Genomic DNA, 20,119 nt, shown 5'->3' on the forward strand with positions numbered 1-20,119 from the left:
AGACCTGGCAGCATGCGTAGTTCCTGCTAGGTCTGGCTATGGAACAACGGCATTGGCATAGACGATCACAGGTTTTGCAAACGCTGTGAGGTCTTTTGGGCAACGGCTAAAGTTTGGAAGTATAGTTTTATACTTGCTGGTTATCTAATCACATTAACCCCTCAGCGCTACGCTCGTTACGAACCCGTGTTCTCAATATTCATAAGACAGCAAGGTATAAAACAATAAAGCACGAACCGGTTTGGCTCGTGCTTTATACTTTGGAATCGTACTTATAACCAGGCAATAGTTAACCGGTTATTCTTCCTGATTATTGTTGTTGTTTTTGTCTTTCTTCTTTGTCTTATGCTTCACTACTTTGGCATCCTGGTAGAAAATGATCTCCTCGGCAATGTTAGTGACCTGGTCGCCTACGCGTTCCAGTTTCTTAATAATAGAAAGCAATGTCAGGCCTTCTTCAATACTATCCGGGTTATCGCGCAGGTATTTGGCAATAATGCTTTCAGATTTCCGATAGATCTTATTCAGCGTTTTATCGCGCTTCAGCATGGCGCGTGCCTGATCAGTGTTATTAGATTTGTATGCAACACGGCAATCATGGAACATGGCTAACGCCTCATCGAACATCACCACCGCTTTCGTTATTTCAAGTATCTCAGGGTTAAACGGAGCTTTACGGTTCTGAACAAACATAGAAATTCCTTCTGCTGTATCGCCAATGCGCTCCAAGTTTGCGTTGATCTTAAGGGTGGCCAGTACCAGGCGCAGGTCTACGGCAACGGGGGTGTAAAGAGCTAGCAGGTTTTCGCACATGCGGTCTATCTTCACATCGAAGTTGTTTACCTTTTTGCCGAGTTTTACCACCTTCCGGGCGAGTTCCTGATCTGCGTTCAGCATGGCATCGCGGCCACTTTGCAACTGATACTCTACCAGGTCCCACATTTCCATTAACTTAACCTTCAGGCCACTAAGTTCTACATCTATATGGTTCATTCGTTAGTCTCTTTTTAGATTGATAACATACTTTATACTTTGGCAACAAGTATAAAAATCACCCGAAGCGTCCTGTAATATAGTTTTGGGTACGCTCATGCTTCGGGCTGGTAAACATGGTCTTCGTTTTGGCATACTCAACTAGTTCGCCCATGTAGAAGAACGCAGTCTGGTCGCTAACGCGGCCGGCCTGCTGCATGTTGTGCGTTACTATTACGATGGTATAATCGTTCTTCAGCTCATAGATCAACTCTTCGATTTTAGCAGTCGAGATCGGGTCAAGGGCTGAGGTTGGCTCATCCATTAAAATTACCGATGGCGAAATAGCAAGTGCGCGGGCAATACACAAACGCTGCTGCTGGCCACCAGATAAGGCAAGTGCCGACTTGTCCATTTTATCTTTTACCTCTTCCCAAAGCGCTGTCTGGCGTAATGATCTTTCAGCAGCTTCAGTAAGTACTTTCTTGTCTTTTATGCCTTGTATTTTCAGGCCATAAACCACATTCTCGAAAATAGTTTTCGGGAAGGGGTTTGGCTTCTGGAAAACCATACCTACTTCTTTGCGAAGTTCGTCTACACGTACATCTTTACCATAGATATCGCGGCCATCCAGCAGAATGTCACCTTCTACTCTAAAACCATCGATGTAGTCGTTCATGCGGTTAAGGGTGCGCAGAAAAGTAGATTTACCACAGCCTGATGGACCAATAAAAGCTGTTACAGCCTTTTCTTCCATGGCAATGTTAATGTCTTTAAGCGCGTGGAAACCGCCGTAAAAGGCATTCAGGTTTCGGGCTTCTAATTTATAGGGTTTCTTACTCATGGTTATTTTTACCACTTAACTTTATTCTGCCACTTGCTGCGCAAGTATACGGCAATGCCATTAAGTATAAATGTAATTAAAAGTAGTATAATAATGGCAGCTGCGGCATTAACTAAAAAGTCTGCCTGCGGCCTTGATGTCCAGTTAAAGATCTGAATCGGCAATACGGTAAACTCGTCTGTGGGTGATGTAGGTACAAACGGCACGTAAGCCAGGGCACCAATCACGATAAGCGGTGCGGCCTCGCCCACAGCCCTGGAAAGGGAAAGTATGATGCCTGTAAGTATACCGCCAAACGAAGCCGGAAGAACCTGGTTCCAGGTGGTTTGCCATTTAGAAGCACCCAGCGCATAGGAGGCATCACGTATACTTCGGGGCACAGCTTTTATAGCCTCGCGGGTAGTTACAATGATGATCGGAAGTATAAGCAGTGACAGCGTAAGTGCACCAGACAAAAGGCTTCCGCCTAAGCCAAGTATACGGCCGAAGATTTCCATACCCAGCAAACCATAAATGATAGAGGGTACACCCGCCAGGTTAGCGATGTTGATCTCTAAAAAGTTAGCCAGTTTTGTTTTTTTGCTATACTCTTCCAGGTAAACGCCGGCAGCAATGCCCAGCGGGAAAGCAATAACCGAGGTGAGCCCTAAAATCCAGAGGGTACCTGCCCAGGCAGTAAGTATACCGGCACGGCTGGCTCTTCGGGATGGTAAGCTGGTAATAAAATCCCAGTCTATTCTTGAAATGCCTTCTATCAGGATGTCGATAAGAAAGATAGCGAGCACAACCAGGCCAATGAAGGTGCAGAATATGCCAAACACCTGGAAAGCTTTGTCCTTCAGCCTGTTTTTATCTGAGTTAGTCATATTTTTCCTGGTATTTCTTTTTGATCCAGAAGCTGAGGTTGTTCAGCGCAAACGTAAAAATAAAGAGCGTGATACCCGCTGCAAAAATGGTGCGGTACTCCAGCGAGCCATGCGGAACGTCGCCCAGACTTACCTGTACAATATAGGTGGTAATTGTTTCGATGGGTACGGTAGGGTCTAGGGTAAGTCGCGGTTGCTGACCTGCTGCAATAGCCACGATCATAGTTTCGCCTACGGCCCTGGAAATAGCAAGTATAACCGATACCACTATACCTGACGATGCCGCCGGAACCATTACCCCGAAAGCAGTTTGTAAACGGGTAGAACCCATACCATAAGCCGCTTCGCGCAAGGAGCGCGGCACTGCACTTATCGCATCCTCACTCAGCGAAGAGATCATCGGAATGATCATAATACCCATTACAATACCCGCTGATAGTGCGTTGAAACCAGCCAGTGTCGGGATAATTTTTTGCAGGAATGGCGTAACCACAGTAAGCGCAAAAAAACCATACACTACGGTTGGTATAGTAGCCAGGATCTCGAGCAAAGGTTTTACAGTTTGCTTAAAGCGGCCGGGCGCATACTCGTTTAAGTATACAGCTATAGTTAAACCAATGGGCAGTGCAACCGCAATGGCAATAGCTGTAGTAAGCAATGTGCCTGCCACCAACGGAAGTATACCAAAGTGTTTCTGGGCAAACAGCGGCGTCCATTCTTTATCTGTCAGGAAATCAATTATGGATACTTCGCTGAAAAAGCTGACTGACTCTGACAGCAGAACCCAGATAATGGCTGCTGTAATGAGTATGGTGATCACGGCGGATAACCATAGCAGCCCTTCAATAATTCGCTCTTGTACTCTCAAGGGAAAGTTTTTACACGCCAAATGCGACTTCAGCAGAAGCCGCATTTGGCGTTGATTTTATACTTAGATAAAGATTTTATTTTTTAGCTGCGCCAGATACAAACTGCTGGAACTTTGCTTTCTCTTCTTTATACTTTTCAGCAGGCATCGGGATATAACCAACTTCCTGGCTTAGTGCGGCAGCATTATCCAGGTAGAAGTTTACGAAGTTTACCACCTCAGGACGCGCAGCTGCCTTAGAGTTTACATAAATGAACAATGGGCGGGAAAGTGGTGCATAAGAACCATCTTTAACAGACTCCATGCTCGGAAGTATAGCACCTTTGCCGTTCGCATCATTCTGATCATCAACCGGCACAGCCTTCAGTTTAGTCTGGTTTTCTTCATAATAAGCATAACCGAAGAAACCAAGCGCCAGCGGGTCTGTAGATACGCCCTGTACCAGTACATTATCGTCTTCGCTGGCAGTATAATCGCCGCGGCTTGAGTGGCTCTTGCCAACGATAGCTTCGGTAAAGTAATCGTAAGTACCAGACTCAACACCAGCACCGTACAGGTGAATTTCTTTGTCAGGCCACTCTGGTCGGATCTGGTTCCACTTCTTAATCTTGCCTTGTGCAGCAGGCTCCCATATCTTCTTCAGCTCGGCAACAGTTATGTCTTTTACCCAGTTGTTTTCAGGGTGCACCACTACAGTTAGGCCGTCGTAAGCTACCGATAGCTCTACATGGCTGATATTGTTAGCTTTTGCCAGGCTGTCTTCTGATGCCTTTATAGAACGCGATGCATCCGCAATATCAATTTCGCCGCGCGAGAATTTCTTGAATCCGCCACCGCTGCCCGATACACCAACTGTAACTTTTACATCCGGAGCCTCAGCACGAAATTCTTCTGCTACTGCTTCTGTAATAGGGTAAACTGTAGAGGAGCCATCTATTTGTATGCTGCCAGAAAGATCGCCGGCAACTTCTGAGGTTCCTGCTTCACCTTCTTTAGTATTCTTATCACCACCACAAGAACCTAAAAGTAAGCTACCACCTAAAAGTATAGCAAGGTTCAGTTTTGTGTAAGTAAGCCTAAAATTTGACATAAGCTTTTGTTTTTAGTAAGGTTTATAATTTCTTGAGATAAACTTCTATTAACAATCTGGGTTACTTTAAATCAAAAAAATGTGTAAATCAGAGTGTTATACTGAAAGGGTTAAATACTTGTTTTATACTTGCTCTGCAGTACAAATAGAAAGACTATCCGGCAGACTAAAAACAAGTCAATATTATATTATTGTTAAATTTAGTTACAGTGCCAGCTCCATCTGAAGTCTGAACTGGTAACGATCGTCTCGGCTTTGCTCGTTTACTAATGTAACATCGCTCTGTACTTTAAGCGAGTGCCCTACAATATACTTCGATAAGCCCAGGGTGTATTGTTTCTGGTCGCGCAGGCCTGTATTTGCAGTGGCTTCATAGTTGGTAAAACGGCCGGCTACTTCCCAGTTTGTCGGGAGCAGGTAACCTGCCTGCAGGTTTAGAGCGTTACCGGTTACAAAAGTCTCCAGTGGCGTGCCATCTATATCGCGCTCTACAACTGCTCCGTCAGGGGCTTTGCGGTTGGCATACTCGGCCATAGTAGAGAAACCTTTATACTTGAACATGGCATCTACAAACACAGTGCGCAGGTCGCGCTCGGCAACCAGGAAATGACCAAGCTGTCCACGCGATCTGGTGGCATTGTCGTTATAATCATACGTAGCTGCTACTGATAGTTTAGGAGTTTGTTCTCTTACAAGATCGCCGCCTACATAATCACCTTCGCTTTCGAACTCGCCAAAAGGCAATATTTCTACACGACCTGTATAATCGTAGCCTCCTGCGTTGTTCACGGTAATGTCGCGGCCTTCGCCCATACTTAAAGAGCCTATCTCACGCAGCAATACTGTACCCAACTGGTGTTCGTGGTGAAGTTGCAATCCTGCGTCGCGGTCCAGGTTAAACTGGGCGTTAAGCAAACTGCGGTCTACAAACTGCATTTTCTGTGAAGAGATTACACGCTCGCGGTTACCCGGCAATTTCGTCTGGCCCACCCAAAGTGATAGGTTGGGCGTCATCTGCCATTTGGCAACGGCATCAAGTATAATATTATCCGCGTTGTTGGTCTGGTCTGGTATATCGCTGCCGATGTCGCTGTTGGCAAGTCCCAGCTCTATTTTATACTCCAGCTTAGGAGAGAAGGCGAAACCATCAAATTTGAGGCGGGCTCTGCGGATAAGAAAACGATCATCCCAGTTGTCTGTAGATGGGTTTTGGCCACCCTGGTATAGTAGCTGAAAACGCGCACCCAATCTCATGCTGAACGAAGAGTCGGCAGCTACAAACTGTACTCCTTTGCCAAACTTGGATTCATTTATACTTTGGGCACTTACGCTACTAAATGTTAGTAACGCCAGGGTACCTGTTAATAAGATACCCCGAAAACTGATACTTAAGTTCATGGTACTATGGTTATGGTGAGAACTAATCCTAATACGCTAAACAATATGTTGTAGTAGAGTCCGTATAAGGCTATACTATACTTTGTGATGTGGCAATAAGGGCAGTTAGTCAGGCTGCGTTTTACTGCTTTATCACGCTGCAAAATAAGTATCTTACTGTTACTTCAAGGTTACCCCAGTGTTAACTTATTGTTACCAGATGGATAGGGGTAAGTATAAACAAAACGCCTGCAGCTTTTAGTAAACTGCAGGTGTTTCGGTATGTGTGGGTTTATACCCTAAAAGTTGAACTGGGCCTGTAGGCGCAGGCGGTTGCCATGCTGGCGGTTATTTAGATTGGCTGCGTTGCGTGTTGTTCTGTCGCCTATGCTGTAATCGGCAGTCAGTTCCAGGTTTTTGAAAGCAAGCCACTCTATCCCGGCCTCGGTTTCATACATGGTATGGCTGGTTGCATCGCGCTCATGCTTTTTGCCGCCATCGTAATACTGCACCTTTACAAAGGGGATAAACACCTGCTCGTTCACCTTAAACCTGTACATGGTCTGAGCATAGCCACCTTGCAGGTTTTTTACTTTTATAGTTGAGGTGGCCGCGTCAAACTCAGGGCCTCTGCCAATGTTATATTCTGCCTGGAAACCAAATGGCTGCGGGTATACTACCAGCGAGGCTGCTATGCGCTGGTCTTTAAATCCATCTTTAGCCTCGCTTTCCGAAGCAATGGTTACACCTTCCGATAACTGATCAGAAGTTATGGTATACTTGCCTGTGTAGGCCTGCAAGCTTGGCTCGATGATCTGTTTGCTGCCCACCTGCAATGGGTATGATACGCGTGCTACCACATGTTGTGAGTTATTAGCCTCAGGTTTGTTGGCTGTTTGTCCGTTAAAAATACCTACCCCAAACACGCCATAGTCGCCGGAGCCTTTCAGGCCTTCATCGGTCAGCATTGAGAAACGCTCTCTTATCTCTGCCGGAGCCCAGTAAAAGAAAATACCCAGATCGCGCTCGTTAGCTACCGCACTATTGAGGGCATCGTTTCGGTCAAGGGTAAGGCGGTTGCTACTCGACTGCAGGTTCTCAAAGCCATACGGTATTTTGCTTTGTCCTATCCTGAAGCGGAATTCCTTCTGTTTGTCAAGAGACACATCAAAGTATGCATCGCGTATCTGGAAGAAGTTTAAAGCGGTAGAAGAAGCCGAAGAACCAAAGTCAGGCTGAATGTAGAAGTATACGCGGTCGCTTACATTGCCACTGAATACCAGGCGGCCACGTCTCAGGAACAATCCGCCGTTTTCGCCCAGCGACTTGTCGCATTGGTCGCACTTAAGTTTAGAGTTGGTTTCTAAAAGGCGGTTATACCTGATCTGCGCATAGCCGCGTATCGAGATGATCTCGTACCAGGATTTTTTCTTCGGCTTTTCAGGAGCAGGAGCCTGCTGCATAACCGGCTGCACAGCAGGGGTGGTTTGTGTGGTGTCGGTGGTTTGTGCCACAACACTATTGCTTACACTAAAGCAAGCTGCCATAGCCAGGGCTGCAAGAATTCTCTCAATGTTCATTTTGGGTGAGATAAAAGTTTAACTGTTTAGTCTCGTCCTGTTGCGGGGTCCAGTCGCAGCAGGCAACAGCTTCCGGAAAGTATAAATGCCTGCGTGTGAAATCCCTTGCACTTTCTGCTTCCGATGTTACAAAATTCATTATCCAGTATTAGCTGATTGTTACCCCAAGGTTAACTTATTGTTACCAAGTCAACTGGCCTAAATGCTTCTGTAAGTATAAATTAGGAAGTATAATGGCAGCCTTAATGCTTGTGAGAACGATGGGATTTAACCTGTACTTAACATTGCCTTAAACTCAATTTAACACTACCGGCCAAAGCTTAACGCTATCATAATTTCCGCTTAAACTTCAGGTAAAACAGCTACTCTACTTTTGCAGCGAGACTAAACAACAGTACATCGCTATGAAGTTTTTACTTACAATTCTCACAATTCTTACAACAACAGTTTATGGTTTTGCCCAGCAGGCAGCTTTAAAAGGCAGGGTAACCGATAAGGCCTCCGGAGAAGGAATAATAGGGGCAGTGGTTTTTATTAAAGGCACAGGTAAAGGCACCACCACCGACTACGACGGAAACTATACCTTGCCACTGGAGGCAGGCGTATATAATGCTTCGGTTACGTTTCTCTCTTACAAGCCCTTCGAAAGTACAGGTATAAAAATAAACCCCGGCCAGCCAACTATACTTAATATACAGCTCGAAGAAAATACCACAGAGATACAAACGGTAGAGATTGTAGCAACACGCCAGACAAATACCGATATGGCCCTCCTGCAGGACGTGAAAAAAAGCGAGGTTGTAGTAAGCGGTGTGTCGGGTGAGCAGATTGCCAAATCGCTGGACAGGGATGCCTCGGCCGTAGTGCGCCGCATACCGGGCGTAACCGTAATGAACGATCGCTACATTATGATACGCGGACTAAGCGAGCGCTACAACACCGTAATGCTGAACGATGCCCTGACGCCCAGTACAGAACCAGATTCAAGGGCTTTCTCATTTGATATACTTCCAACAAGCGTTTTAGATAGGATCCTGGTGTTCAAGTCTGGTTCACCGGAACTGCCGGGCGAGTTTGGGGGCGGTGTAATTAAAGTATATACCAAAAATTTTGCTACCGAGAATACTACCAGCTTTGGTTTGTCCGGCGGATACCGCAGCGGCACTACGTTTAACAACATCAGTACCTATAAAGGCGGTAAAACAGATTTTCTTGGGTTTGATGATGGCGCCAGAGCATTGCCAGGCGCTTTTCCTGCTAACCTGAACAATGCCGGTGGCGAAAGTATACAAACTGCTGCTAAACAACTGAACAGCAATTGGGGGATTAACAAAACTACCGCCCTGCCAGACCAGCGCCTGTCTTTTGGTCTGACCCGTCGATTTTATGTAGGCGATACAGAGGCAAGCAACTTAACGGCACTGTCTTACAGCAACACCAGCCAGCTTATTAACGCCGAAAGATTCCGCTACACGGCCTATGATGCACAGCTGCAGCAAAGCCCTGTAGAGTATAAGTATAACGATACCGAATCGAGTCGCAATGTCCGGCTGGGTCTTATCAGTAACTGGGCTTTCAGGCTAAACAATAACAACAAGATCGAATTCAGAAACCTGTTTAACCAGCTAGGCCAGACACAGGTAATAGAGCGTAGCGGGCAGGAGTTGCAGGGCAAAGATGTGGATGTGCGCAACACCGCCCAACGCTACGAAAGCAGAAGCATTTACTCGGGTCAGTTACAGGGAACGCACGATAAAGAGCTTACCACTTATACCTGGACGGCAGGCTACAACTATACCAACCGCAACGAACCGGATTACAAGCGCATCAGATCGCAGCGCAACATAGGCAGCAACGAACCCTTCCGCTGGATCATACCTTACGATGCCAATACATTTGATGCTGGCCGTTTCTACTCCAAAATGCAGGAAAATACGGTAATGGCCGGTGGCCAGGCAGAGCGGAAATTTGCAGGTAAAGATACCCTTGCAGCCAATCAACCAAAGCTACGGGCAGGTTTTTATGCAGAGCGCAAAAGCAGGGAGTTTGATGCCCGCTGGATGTCTTATACTATAGCTAATGCAGCACAGTTTGACAATAACCTGCTGACATTGCCGCTTGGCCAGCTTTTTAATCCGGAGCATATAAGCGCATCTGGATTTACGTTGAAAGAAGGTACCAACCCCACCGACCGTTACGATGCGGCCAATACGCTGGTAGCGGGTTATGTAGGCGGCGTACTGCCTTTAAACAAACTCAACCTGTCGGGTGGGGTGCGTGTGGAGTATAACAGGCAACAGCTAAACTCATCAAGGTATGGCAGCGGCAAAATAGAAGTTAATAACCCGATCACGAACGTGCTGCCCTCGCTAAACGCCACTTATAATTTCAGCGATCGCACTTTGCTTAGAGGGGGCTACAGCCTGAGCGTAAACCGTCCGGAGTTCCGGGAACTGGCACCGTTTGCCTACTACGACTTCCAGCTGAATGCAGAAATACAAGGTAACAGCGACCTGACTACAGCCACTATCCATAACACAGACCTGCGCTACGAGTTTTACCCGAACCCTACGGAGGTTGTTTCAATAGGCGCTTTTTACAAGTACTTCAAAAACCCGATAGAAGTCTATAGCCTCCCGACAGCGGGCAACCCCATCTATAAACCAGGCAATGCCAGCAGCGCACAAAGCTATGGTTTGGAAACAGAGATCAGGAAATCTTTCCTCAACCTATCTGACCGCAGCCTGATCCAAAACATGAGTTTTGTGCTGAACGCTTCGCTGATAAAAAGCAATGTGGATTTAGGAGAGCAAACGGAAGGGCAGGAGCGAAAAAGAGCCATGTATGGCCAGTCGCCTTACATCGTTAACACCGGTTTATACTACCAGGACGATGCCCGCGACCTGCAGGTGAACTTGTTATACAATGTAATTGGCAAGCGCATTTTTACTGTTGGTGATGCCCAGGCACCTACGGTGTATGAAATGCCCCGCAACATGATCGACCTTTCTGTAACAAAAGGTATAGGTGAGCACTTCGAAATTAAAGCCGGCATCCAGGATATTCTGAACCAGAAAGTACGGTTTGTCCAGGACTCAGACAGAAACGCCAGCATCAACAGCACCGACGAGGACTTTACGACTTTCAAACGCGGAAGCTACTCAACGCTAGGCATCAACTATAGATTCTAAAACAACCTAATCAACCTTAACCCCAATTTTATTAACCATGAAAAAAGTAAGCACATTATTACTGCTCGCCTTATTAGGTGTGGCCACAGTCGCCTGCAAAGAAGACGGAGAAGATACTGTTACACCTATCGAACAGACGACAGGCGTTGTGGAGCTGACAGGTTCTATTACTTCTGACATGACTTTAAAGGCCGATAAAAAATACCTGCTGAAAGGATTTGTATACGTGCAGGCGCCGGCTAAATTAACAATAGAGCCAGGTACCATCATAAAAGGCGATAAGGCGACAAAAGGTTCTCTGATCATAGAACGCGGTGCGCAAATCATAGCCCGTGGCACCGTAGATAAGCCAATCGTTTTTACATCTAATCAGGCAAAAGGCACGCGTGCTGCCGGCGACTGGGGCGGGTTAATTATACTTGGTAAAGCTCCTGTAAACTCTGGCAGCTCAAGCGCTATAGAAGGAGGCGTAGACAGGTTGTATGGCGGCAGCGACGCAGCAGATAATTCGGGCGTGCTGAAGTATGTGCGCGTTGAGTTTGCAGGTATAGCCTACCAGCCCGACAACGAGATAAACGGCATTACGCTGGGTGGAGTGGGCAGCGGCACTGAGCTGGACTTTGTGCAGGTTTCTTTTGGCGGAGACGATGCTTTTGAATGGTTTGGTGGCACTGTAAATGCAAAGCACCTGGTAGCTTACAAAACCGTGGACGATATGTTTGATACCGACAATGGTTATGCAGGCACGGTGCAGTATGTAGTTGGCATCAGCGACCCGAACGTAGCAGATGGTTCTAAATCGAATGGTTTTGAGTCGGATAACAACAAGGCTGGCGATAATGCTGCTCCGTTTACTTCAGCTAAATTTTCCAACGTGAGCTTATTCGGTCCAATAGCTACTTCAGGTGCCAGTGTGAACTCCAACTATGGCAGCGGCATCCACTTCAAGAAAAATACGAAGATATCAGTATACAACTCCCTGATCGCAGGATGGCCGAAAGGCATTTACCTGGATGGTGCTGCTGTAGAAAACGGCGCGAAGAACAATGAGTTTAAGTTTAAGAGCAACGTAATTTCAGGATCAACTAGGGCGCTAAACTTGGCCAGCAACAGTACATTTGATATTACTGCCTGGTTTGCTAACAATACGAATATGCAAAAAGCAGCTAACTCAGATGTAAAAGTAGATGGATCTTTCAAGCAGTCCGGAGCGCCAACTTTCCTGCCTGGTTCAGGTTCAGAGCTGCTTTCAGGTGCAAGCTTCGAGGGCGTTACAGGGTTTGAAACCGTTGCTTACAGAGGCGCTTTCGGTACAACCGACTGGACTGCCGGCTGGACGAATTTTGACCCAAACAATACAGAATACTAAGTGTAGAATTTTAAATAAGGCTGCACATGTTTGGTGAGAAATAGTGTGCCAGCCGAAGCAGTACGGCTTAGTCTCCCGTGCTGCGCAAAACCCGCCTGTTCAGGTGGGTTTTTTTATGGATAGGCTTGCCTTATTAACTGATAGGTACTTTGCGAAGTATGGCTTCTATGAAATCCTTGGTTGTAATGCCGTCGGCTTCGGCTTCATAGTTAAGTATAATGCGGTGGTTCATTACATCGTGCGCTACTTCTTTGATATCCTCGGGCAACACATAATCGCGTTCATCAAAATAAGCCACAGTTTTGGCGGCACGGTGTAGGGCTATACTTGCCCTCGGCGAAACCCCGAACTGAATGTAATCTGCAAATTCAGCCAGATCGTACTCGGCTGGTCGCCGGGTGGCAAACACCAGTTCTATAATATACTTCTCCAGCGTTTCAGAAATCTGTACCTGGTTTATCTCGCTACGGATGGCAAAAATATCTTCCTGCGAAAGCACCTTAGAAACGGTATCGCTGAAAGACATGTTGGCCATGCGGCGCATAATTTCCAGTTCGTCCGCTTTTTTAGGGTAATCGATGTATACTTTCATCATAAAGCGGTCTACCTGGGCTTCAGGCAGCGGGTAAGTACCTTCGTGCTCTACCGGGTTCTGGGTAGCCAATACTAAAAAGGGAAGGTCTAAGCTGAAAGTGGTTTCGCCTATAGTTACCTGTTTTTCCTGCATAGCCTCCAGCAACGCCGACTGTACTTTAGCAGGCGAGCGGTTAACCTCATCGGCAAGTATAAGGTTGGCAAATATCGGCCCTTTCTTTACCTCAAACTTAGAAGCGTTCTGGTTATAGATCATGGTGCCGATCAGGTCGGAAGGCAAAAGATCGGGCGTGAACTGAATGCGCTGAAAATCCAGATGCAAGGCTTTCGAAAGTGTGTTGATGGTAAGTGTTTTGGCAAGGCCGGGCACACCCTCCAGCAAAATATGACCGCCTGTAAACAAGCCGATCAGCAAGCGGTTTACCATATACGACTGCCCCACTACCACTTTGCCCACTTCACTAAATACCTGTTTTATCTTAAGCTGGTGCGCCTTTACCTTATCCTGGTACATCAATTCTTCTACTGCCATGCGTCTTGCTTTGGATTTATAACGCTTAAATATAGTAACTATAACACATTACATTCAAGAAAATGCTCAGAAGAGGGGCAATGTTTTATAAGACAGCGGCTTGAATGGGCTAAAATAAAAATAGCACCGGCAAGGGGTGCTATCTGGTAAGATCATACGCAAGTAGAGATCAGGATACTTCTACTTGCTGTGGTTTTGTTTTTTGAGGCTCTGTTTTCTGAAGCGATGCCAAACGATCTTTTTTTGCCTGGCGCACCATTTGTATAAGGGCTCCAACGCGGGTTTCTTCTACTTCCAAAGGCAATACAAGTACAGTGTTAGGGGCAACTATATGAATGCGGCGCTGGCGTGTCATGATATAAAGCATCAGGAAAAAGCCACTGATAAGCGCGAACGAATCATTGAAGTATACAAACAGGGCCGATGCAACACTCAATCCTAAGTAGGCTGTTTTGCCGGTTGTCTTCATTTCCCACTTCAGTATATCTTCCAGCATAACTGATTGCGTGCCACGTAGATCCCATGGTTTACGCTTCCGGATAACCCGGTGCGTGGTAAGCGCCAGCTTATCATCAACTGTTTGCAGGAGGTATTGTTCGCCCACGAGTAATTTTGCATTCGCCATAGCTGGTGAAGCGTTAAGTTTGTTCAATTTCGGGTAGTGTAAAAGGGTCAGAAGCACAGTGTATTTTAATTATCTATACTGTAGATACCAAAAGCATTCAAAAGGTTGCAAGTACTATCTACAAAGATAAAATTTTAATGTTTGATAAATAAGTATACTTCATTTATTAATTTAAGTATACGTAGTATGGATTAATAAAGGCTTAAGCATAAAACATGCCATGGTTATTGACAGGCTTTTAAATAAATAGTTTAACCGCTATATAAAATAATTTTGCTGCGCTAAAAATAAAAGCTCCTTCTGCCGTGCAAAAGGAGCTTTGTGATGCTTAAGCTAAGTATAGTGTTTAGGTAAGGTAGAATTCTCCTTCAAAACCATGAGCACGCTGATTTTTGAAACGCGCAACATCCAGCTGCATGTTATCATAAATCTCCTGAATTTCTTCCGACTCTTCTAGTAATGGTTTAATGTGTTCGCTCAGTAGCTTTGCCGCCAACGGGTAAAACTTAGAATCGTCGGTGTTCTTGGCGTTTACTTTAAAAGAACTTACAGCGCTTTCAAGTTTCTTCAGCGAAGGATATTTAGGCTTGAATTCCTGGATTGTGTCACGGAGTCTCTCCCGAATCATCAGGTATAAGTCTTCCTCGAATGTCATCCCTAAATCGTCATCCTCCTCCTCGTCAAAATCGTGGCTGAACTCATCTTCGTAATCGAAATCGTCTCTCATGGCTAATATAAAAGTTTATGTAAGTTGATATTACGAGCCTGCGACTGCTAGGATACGGTTGAATTATACTTTTTTAGCCAACAACATATTGGCCTGATAAGTATAGTTTGGCCGCCTGCAATGCACAAGCTAACTGCATAATTAGTATTTGCTGCGCTTATTTGCAAAAGTATAGCAGTTACTTTTTTTTAACGGGCAGCTGATTTTATCACTTTCGGGCCTCTACCGGAACGGTTACCGGGGTACATAAAAAAAGCCCCTCCGTTAGAAGGGGCTTAAAGTATAATAGCTGCCGATGTTACGCAAATTTACGTTCTATCAGTTTCAAGAGCTTGTTTACATTTTCCGTTTTGCGGCTCCAGTCGTATTTGCTGGCCAGGTTACGGGTAACAAAATCCTGGGCCTCTTCAGGGTTAGCAAACTCATCTAAAGCCATTATAGCCTGGTAATACGACAGGTTATCGCCATCGAAGAGCTCATTTATAAAGCTGAAACGCTGGTTAATGGAAATAGAGTTTTTCAACGACTCGATCTTGCGGTTGCTATGAGAATCGGCTAACGAAGCATTCGCAGCTGCCTTCCGGAAGTTTTCGTTCAGGGTTGGCTTGCTTTCAGTTCGGAAACGCTCGTTTATATTATGCTCTGCAGCAGGCACAGTAGCGGGGCGCTGCACTATGGTAGCTTCACGCTGCGCCATGTGTATTGGTGCTACAATGTCCTTTTCTTCTTCAGGAGCAGCAGGTGTTGGTTTGGCAAAGGTCTCTATTGGCGGTACCGTTACAGCCGGGCTGATAACCTCCTGTTCGCTTATAGGTAGCAGGCTGTTAAACTGGGCTACTAAATTACTCAGGGGCGTACGGTTGGCCTGGTTTGCGTTAATGTATAGTTTAAAGCGGCTCAGAATGTACTCGCGGTCACGGTTTGATGGCGACAGTGTGTCTACAAAACCAGCGAACAGCTGTTTGTCCAAGTCAATATACTTCAGGTTATCCTGCAGCTTTGGAAGTGTAATTTCCTCCTGTATCCTGAGAAACTTTTCCTCTAAGGTAGCTGCCGGGTTAAGCGCAACTATAAACGTGTCGTAAATGGCTTTCTGCAGCAGGGGCTCAAATGCGTTGCGCTTCATCAGTATCTTGCGCGACAGCACATTCATGAAATTCAGCAGTGCCTCTTTTACTTCCTCGTTTTCATAATCAAAATACGGGCTGCGCAGATTTGCCATTTCATGGTGCCACTTCAGCAGGAGCTCCTTTATTACAAACAGGTTTACCTGCCTGATAGGTGTAAAGCCAATGAGTTGCAGGCCGTTAATAACATCATGCGATGCAAAGTGACGGTCGCAAAGCAGATTTGCCAGCTCTTTACTGTAACGATCCAGGTGTAATTGATTATATTTGTCTTCCATTTGGGGGATGTCTTTCTTCTGTAAAGTTATAAAAATATGCCAAAGTTAGTTGTGCAAAACCTTGCCAGCCGCCAAGTATTTGTGGCGCAAGGTCAAACGTTGCTGAAGGCCCTGCAGGCTGAAGGCATCGACTGGATGCACGCCTGCGGAGGCAAGGGCCGTTGCACTACCTGCCGCATTATTGTACGCGAGGGGTTACAGCATTTTGGCCCGCTTACAGCTGCAGAAACCAGGTACCGCAACAATGGCCGCTTACAGGATAACGAACGCCTGACCTGCCAGTGTACATTAGAGAACGGCGATGCCGTGGGCGTAGTACCTAACCAGACCAAGTTACCACACTTAACTTACACCGCTTAAGTTTTTTTATAGATGTTTATTGAACCGCGCGTAGGCAAAGATAACCACGCACACAGGAGAGGATGGATTGAGGTGATCTGCGGATCGATGTTTTCGGGCAAAACTGAAGAGCTGATTCGCCGGCTTAACCGCGCCAAGATTGCAAAACAGAAGGTGGAGATTTTTAAACCAGCCCTGGATAAACGCTATCATGACGAGGATGTGGTATCGCATAACGCCAATGCCATACGTTCTTCGCCTATAGATTTTGCCCAGGATATGCTCTTGTTGGGTGGTAGCTGCGATGTGGTAGGTATAGATGAAGCCCAGTTTTTTGATGAAGGCCTGGCTGAAGTATGCGTGAAGCTGGCAAACAGTGGTGTGCGAGTAATTGCGGCAGGTCTGGACATGGATTACTTAGGAAAGCCTTTCGGGCCGATGCCAGCGTTAATGGCCGTGGCCGAGTATGTTACCAAAGTACATGCAATATGTGTGCAGTGCGGTGATATTGCCACCTACTCTTTCCGCAGCGATGCCTCAGAGCAACAGGTACTGCTCGGCGAAACTGATTCTTACGAAGCCCGCTGCCGCCATTGCTTTTTAGAAGGCATGAAGCAAAAGCAGTAAGCCGCTATACTTTCCCTTGTTTCAGAAGCCATGTTATACTTAGCCAAACAGCCCTTTGCACAGCTCCTGAACGTTAAGTTTATACTTTGGGTAGTGCTGATGTTGTGTGGCTCCATAAACTATGGGCAAAGTAAAATTGGCATAGGCGAGTGGCAGGCGCATGTGCCCTACCAGCAGGCGCGCGCTGTAGCAGAGGCTGGCGATAAAGTGTATTGCGCTACGGATAACGGCTTGTTTTATTACGACAAGGCGTACAACAACACGCAAACTATATCAAAAGTAGATGGCCTGCGGGAGCAACGCATCAGCACTATCCGCTACGATATGGCTACAGCAACCCTGGTTATTGCCTACACCAACGCAAGTATAGATCTGCTGCAGAATAATCGTTTCACAAACCTTGATGATCTTCTGAGGCTACAGACTACGGGCGTCAAAAGTATAAACCACATTTACATCCATAACAAGCAGGCTTACCTGTCCTGTAGTTTTGGTGTAGTAGTGCTTGACCTGGCAAAGCAGGAAATTAAAGACACGTATAAAGACCTGGGCGCTAACGGCACTGCAGTAAGTATAAACAGTGCTGCCATCCTGAACGACAGTATCTACCTGGCCACCAATTCGGGCGTTCTAGCAGCCCACCGCCTAAATTCAAACCTGAAAGACTTTAACAGCTGGCGCAACCTCAATACAGGGTTACCTGGCGGCGCGGCAGTAACTTCCATTGCAGCGTTCAGCAACAAAGTATATGCAGGCACTACCCAGCAGGGGTTGTATATTCTTGAGGGCAAAAGCTGGCAGAAAACAAGTGCAGAAGCAGATGCCGGAATAACTTCGCTTACCACATCGGCTAACTACCTGGGTATAGTTTCCGGCACAAATGTTCTACTCCTGGATAAGCAGCAGAAAATCACCCAAGTTGATAATCAGAAACTGAAGCAGCCTGCCGAAGCAATAGCAGGAACAGATAACATACTTTGGGCCGCTGACCGGCAGCAAGGCTTGGTCAGGAAAAGTATAGCCAACGCACAGGATGCAACTGTTTTTGTGCCAAATGGCCCTTATGCAGGCAATGTTTTTAAGCTTTTGGCAACTAACGGCGAAGTATACGCACTCAGCGGCGGCTATACTCAAACCTACGCACCACAGAACCTGACGGCAGGCTTTTACAAGTATAGCAACGGCGAGTGGCAGAGTTATAACCAACACCTTTATCCTGATCCGTCTGCTTTCCCGGTAATCCGCGACCTGGTTGCAGCTGCCTTTAACCCGCTTACAAATAAGTTATACTTTGCTTCTTATGGCAGCGGTTTACTTGAATGGAGTGGCTTGGGCAAGTATAAACTATACAACGCAGCTAACAGTTCTTTGCTGGGCACCTCAGGCAATGCAAACCTTGTACGGGTAACAGGAGTGGCTGTAGATGCAAAAGGAAATGTATGGGCTGTTAACCGTAACCAGCAAACCAATGCGCCCGGGCTGCATGTGCTGCGGCCCGATAACAGCTGGCAGGCCTTCACCATTCCGGGTATAGCCGATGGTTCTAATTTAGAGCACCTTGTATTGGGTGATAATAACTATAAATGGCTGACTATAAGCCGAAGTGGTAATAACCGTAGTGGTTTGGTTGTTTATGATAACGAAAGACAAGAGACTCGTTTTTTAGGCGCCGGTAATGGAAACGGAGGCTTGCCAAACGGAAGTATACATAGCATAGCCAAAGACCTGAATGGCGACATCTGGGTTGGAACTGCAAGTGGCGTAGGGGTATTTTACAATACAAGCGCAGTTTTCTCTTCGCAACAGTACGAGGCGCGCATACCGATTATAGACCAGCGGCCGCTGCTGGCGGGGCAAAAAGTACAGGCAATAACTATAGATGGCGGCAACAGAAAATGGGTAGGCACAGAACAGGGGCTTTGGCTTTTCGGCCCAACCGGCGATGAACTTATACATCATTTCAATACTAAAAACAGCCCTTTGCCTTCAGATAATGTGCTCACGGTTGCTGTTGAACATAAGAGTGGCGAAGTTTTTATAGGTACAGATGCAGGAATGGTTTCGTACAGAGCTGGGGCAACTATAACTGAAGGTACTCCTGATTGTGCTATGGTTTTTCCGAACCCGGTGCGGCCCGATTTCTCTGGTTTGATAGGGATATCCGGTTTGCCCGATAATGCCCAGGTGCGCATTACCGATATTAGCGGAATGTTGGTGTATAAAACAAAAGCAGCCGGCGGCACCGCCACCTGGGATGCGCGCAGTTACAACGGAAAACGCGTGAAAGCCGGAGTATACTTAGTTATGAGCTCTGATGAAGAGGGAGCACAAACCTGCATTAGTAAAATAGCCGTACTGGAGTAAATGTTAGTAAAAACAAGAGGCATCGTCCTAAACTATATCAAGTTTCGGGAATCATCCATCATCACTAAGATCTATACCGAGCAGTTGGGTGTGCAATCGTACATCGTAAACAGTGTGCGCAAAAAAGGTACAGGCTCCCGAATTGCCTTGTTTCAGCCCTTTACCTTGCTGGACCTGGTGGTTTATACTTCGCATAAAGGCGGCCTGTCGCGCATCTCAGAGTATAAAAGCGCCTATCCTTTCGCTACCATTCCGTTCGATATCCGGAAGAGTAGCATTTTATTGTTTTTGTCGGAGGTGGTGGCACGCACGGTAAAAGAAGAAGAGGAAAACCAGCCGTTATTTAACTTCCTGTTTAATGCCATTATTTACTTTGATGAACAGGAACAGGGCTTTGAGAATTTTCACTTGCTGTTCTTACTTCAACTTAGCCACCATTTAGGTTTCGGGCCAAGTTCAGGCAAAGAGATAGTGGAGCAGGTAGCATTTTCGGCAAATGCACAATCGCTTACCAGTGCGCCGCCGGTATTGGCACTGCAGGCGCTGGAAGTATACTATGATCAGTTGTTGCATGCAACCGAACCTGTAGAGATACCAAATGGCCGGGTACGGCGCGAGTTATTATCGGTACTTATCCGGTATTACCAGCTTCACGTTGATAAACTGGGCGAGATAAAATCGCTGGCTATACTTTCAGAAGTATTATCAGAGTAAAAAAAAAGAAAGGGCAGCACGTAAGCGCTGCCCTT

General features: G+C 46.3%; 18 protein-coding genes. 6 read left to right on the forward strand and 12 right to left on the reverse strand.

Translation table 11 applies throughout. The features are described 5' to 3' along the window. Positions 1-297 precede the first annotated feature (297 nt). The 8 genes from phoU to LWP20_RS02740 form a co-directional block, all read right to left on the reverse strand. Positions 298-993 (reverse strand): phosphate signaling complex protein PhoU, encoded by a 696-nt coding sequence (gene phoU, locus LWP20_RS02705; protein ID WP_242926569.1) that lies wholly within the window; start codon positions 991-993, stop codon positions 298-300. A gap of 58 nt (positions 994-1,051) precedes the next feature. Beyond that, complete coding sequence (gene pstB, locus LWP20_RS02710) at positions 1,052-1,816, reverse strand: phosphate ABC transporter ATP-binding protein PstB (protein WP_242926570.1); 765 nt, start codon at positions 1,814-1,816, stop codon at positions 1,052-1,054. Between the two features lie 8 nt (positions 1,817-1,824). Next, entirely contained in the window at positions 1,825-2,682 is an 858-nt protein-coding gene (gene pstA / locus LWP20_RS02715) for a phosphate ABC transporter permease PstA (protein WP_242926571.1), read from the reverse strand. Continuing rightward, positions 2,675-3,550: a phosphate ABC transporter permease subunit PstC gene (gene pstC / locus LWP20_RS02720; RefSeq protein ID WP_242926572.1), complete on the reverse strand. Its 876-nt coding sequence runs from the start codon at positions 3,548-3,550 to the stop codon at positions 2,675-2,677. The genes pstA and pstC overlap by 8 nt, the downstream gene beginning before the upstream one ends. A gap of 76 nt (positions 3,551-3,626) precedes the next feature. Continuing rightward, positions 3,627-4,640: a PstS family phosphate ABC transporter substrate-binding protein gene (locus tag LWP20_RS02725; RefSeq protein WP_242926573.1), complete on the reverse strand. Its 1,014-nt coding sequence runs from the start codon at positions 4,638-4,640 to the stop codon at positions 3,627-3,629. 204 nt (positions 4,641-4,844) lie between these two features. Continuing rightward, the gene (locus LWP20_RS02730; RefSeq protein ID WP_242926574.1) at positions 4,845-6,038 is read right to left on the reverse strand and encodes a porin; all 1,194 of its coding nucleotides are present in this window, start codon (positions 6,036-6,038) and stop codon (positions 4,845-4,847) included. Positions 6,039-6,316: 278 nt separating this feature from the next. After that, complete coding sequence (locus LWP20_RS02735) at positions 6,317-7,597, reverse strand: porin (protein WP_242926575.1); 1,281 nt, start codon at positions 7,595-7,597, stop codon at positions 6,317-6,319. Further along, a complete protein-coding gene (locus LWP20_RS02740; RefSeq protein ID WP_242926576.1) occupies positions 7,587-7,736 on the reverse strand; it encodes a hypothetical protein in 150 nt (49 codons plus the stop codon). The genes LWP20_RS02735 and LWP20_RS02740 overlap by 11 nt, the downstream gene beginning before the upstream one ends. Before the next feature lie 265 nt (positions 7,737-8,001). On the opposite strand from LWP20_RS02740, the gene LWP20_RS02745 reads away from it, so the two are divergent. Both LWP20_RS02745 and LWP20_RS02750 read left to right on the forward strand, forming a co-directional pair. Continuing rightward, complete coding sequence (locus LWP20_RS02745; RefSeq protein WP_242926577.1) at positions 8,002-10,788, forward strand: TonB-dependent receptor; 2,787 nt, start codon at positions 8,002-8,004, stop codon at positions 10,786-10,788. 37 nt (positions 10,789-10,825) lie between these two features. After that, on the forward strand, positions 10,826-12,157 hold the full coding sequence (locus tag LWP20_RS02750) for a beta-helix domain-containing protein (protein ID WP_242926578.1): 1,332 nt from the start codon (positions 10,826-10,828) through the stop codon (positions 12,155-12,157). Between the two features lie 133 nt (positions 12,158-12,290). On the opposite strand, the gene LWP20_RS02755 is transcribed toward LWP20_RS02750, so the two are convergent. From LWP20_RS02755 to LWP20_RS02770, 4 genes are all read right to left on the reverse strand, one after another. Continuing rightward, a complete protein-coding gene (locus LWP20_RS02755) occupies positions 12,291-13,283 on the reverse strand; it encodes an AAA family ATPase (protein ID WP_242926579.1) in 993 nt (330 codons plus the stop codon). A gap of 169 nt (positions 13,284-13,452) precedes the next feature. Next, positions 13,453-13,935, reverse strand: a complete 483-nt coding sequence (locus tag LWP20_RS02760) for a hypothetical protein (RefSeq protein WP_242926580.1) — start codon at positions 13,933-13,935, stop codon at positions 13,453-13,455. 319 nt (positions 13,936-14,254) lie between these two features. After that, on the reverse strand, positions 14,255-14,635 hold the full coding sequence (locus LWP20_RS02765) for a hypothetical protein (protein ID WP_242926581.1): 381 nt from the start codon (positions 14,633-14,635) through the stop codon (positions 14,255-14,257). 298 nt (positions 14,636-14,933) lie between these two features. Continuing rightward, positions 14,934-16,040, reverse strand: coding sequence for a DUF8457 domain-containing protein (locus LWP20_RS02770; RefSeq protein WP_242926582.1), 1,107 nt, complete (start codon positions 16,038-16,040; stop codon positions 14,934-14,936). 36 nt (positions 16,041-16,076) lie between these two features. Between LWP20_RS02770 and LWP20_RS02775 the strand changes: the two genes are divergently transcribed. From LWP20_RS02775 to recO, 4 genes are read left to right on the forward strand one after another with little or no spacing between them, the layout of a single operon-like run. Then, entirely contained in the window at positions 16,077-16,400 is a 324-nt protein-coding gene (locus tag LWP20_RS02775) for a 2Fe-2S iron-sulfur cluster-binding protein (protein ID WP_242926583.1), read from the forward strand. 12 nt (positions 16,401-16,412) lie between these two features. Then, positions 16,413-17,006 (forward strand): thymidine kinase, encoded by a 594-nt coding sequence (locus LWP20_RS02780; RefSeq protein WP_242926584.1) that lies wholly within the window; start codon positions 16,413-16,415, stop codon positions 17,004-17,006. A gap of 30 nt (positions 17,007-17,036) precedes the next feature. Next, positions 17,037-19,370, forward strand: coding sequence for a type IX secretion system anionic LPS delivery protein PorZ (gene porZ / locus LWP20_RS02785; protein WP_242926585.1), 2,334 nt, complete (start codon positions 17,037-17,039; stop codon positions 19,368-19,370). After that, positions 19,371-20,084: a DNA repair protein RecO gene (gene recO, locus LWP20_RS02790; RefSeq protein ID WP_242926586.1), complete on the forward strand. Its 714-nt coding sequence runs from the start codon at positions 19,371-19,373 to the stop codon at positions 20,082-20,084. Positions 20,085-20,119: the final 35 nt, after the last annotated feature.

The sequence above is a fragment of the Pontibacter vulgaris genome, from assembly GCF_022758145.1.
GTDB lineage: Bacteria > Bacteroidota > Bacteroidia > Cytophagales > Hymenobacteraceae > Pontibacter > Pontibacter vulgaris.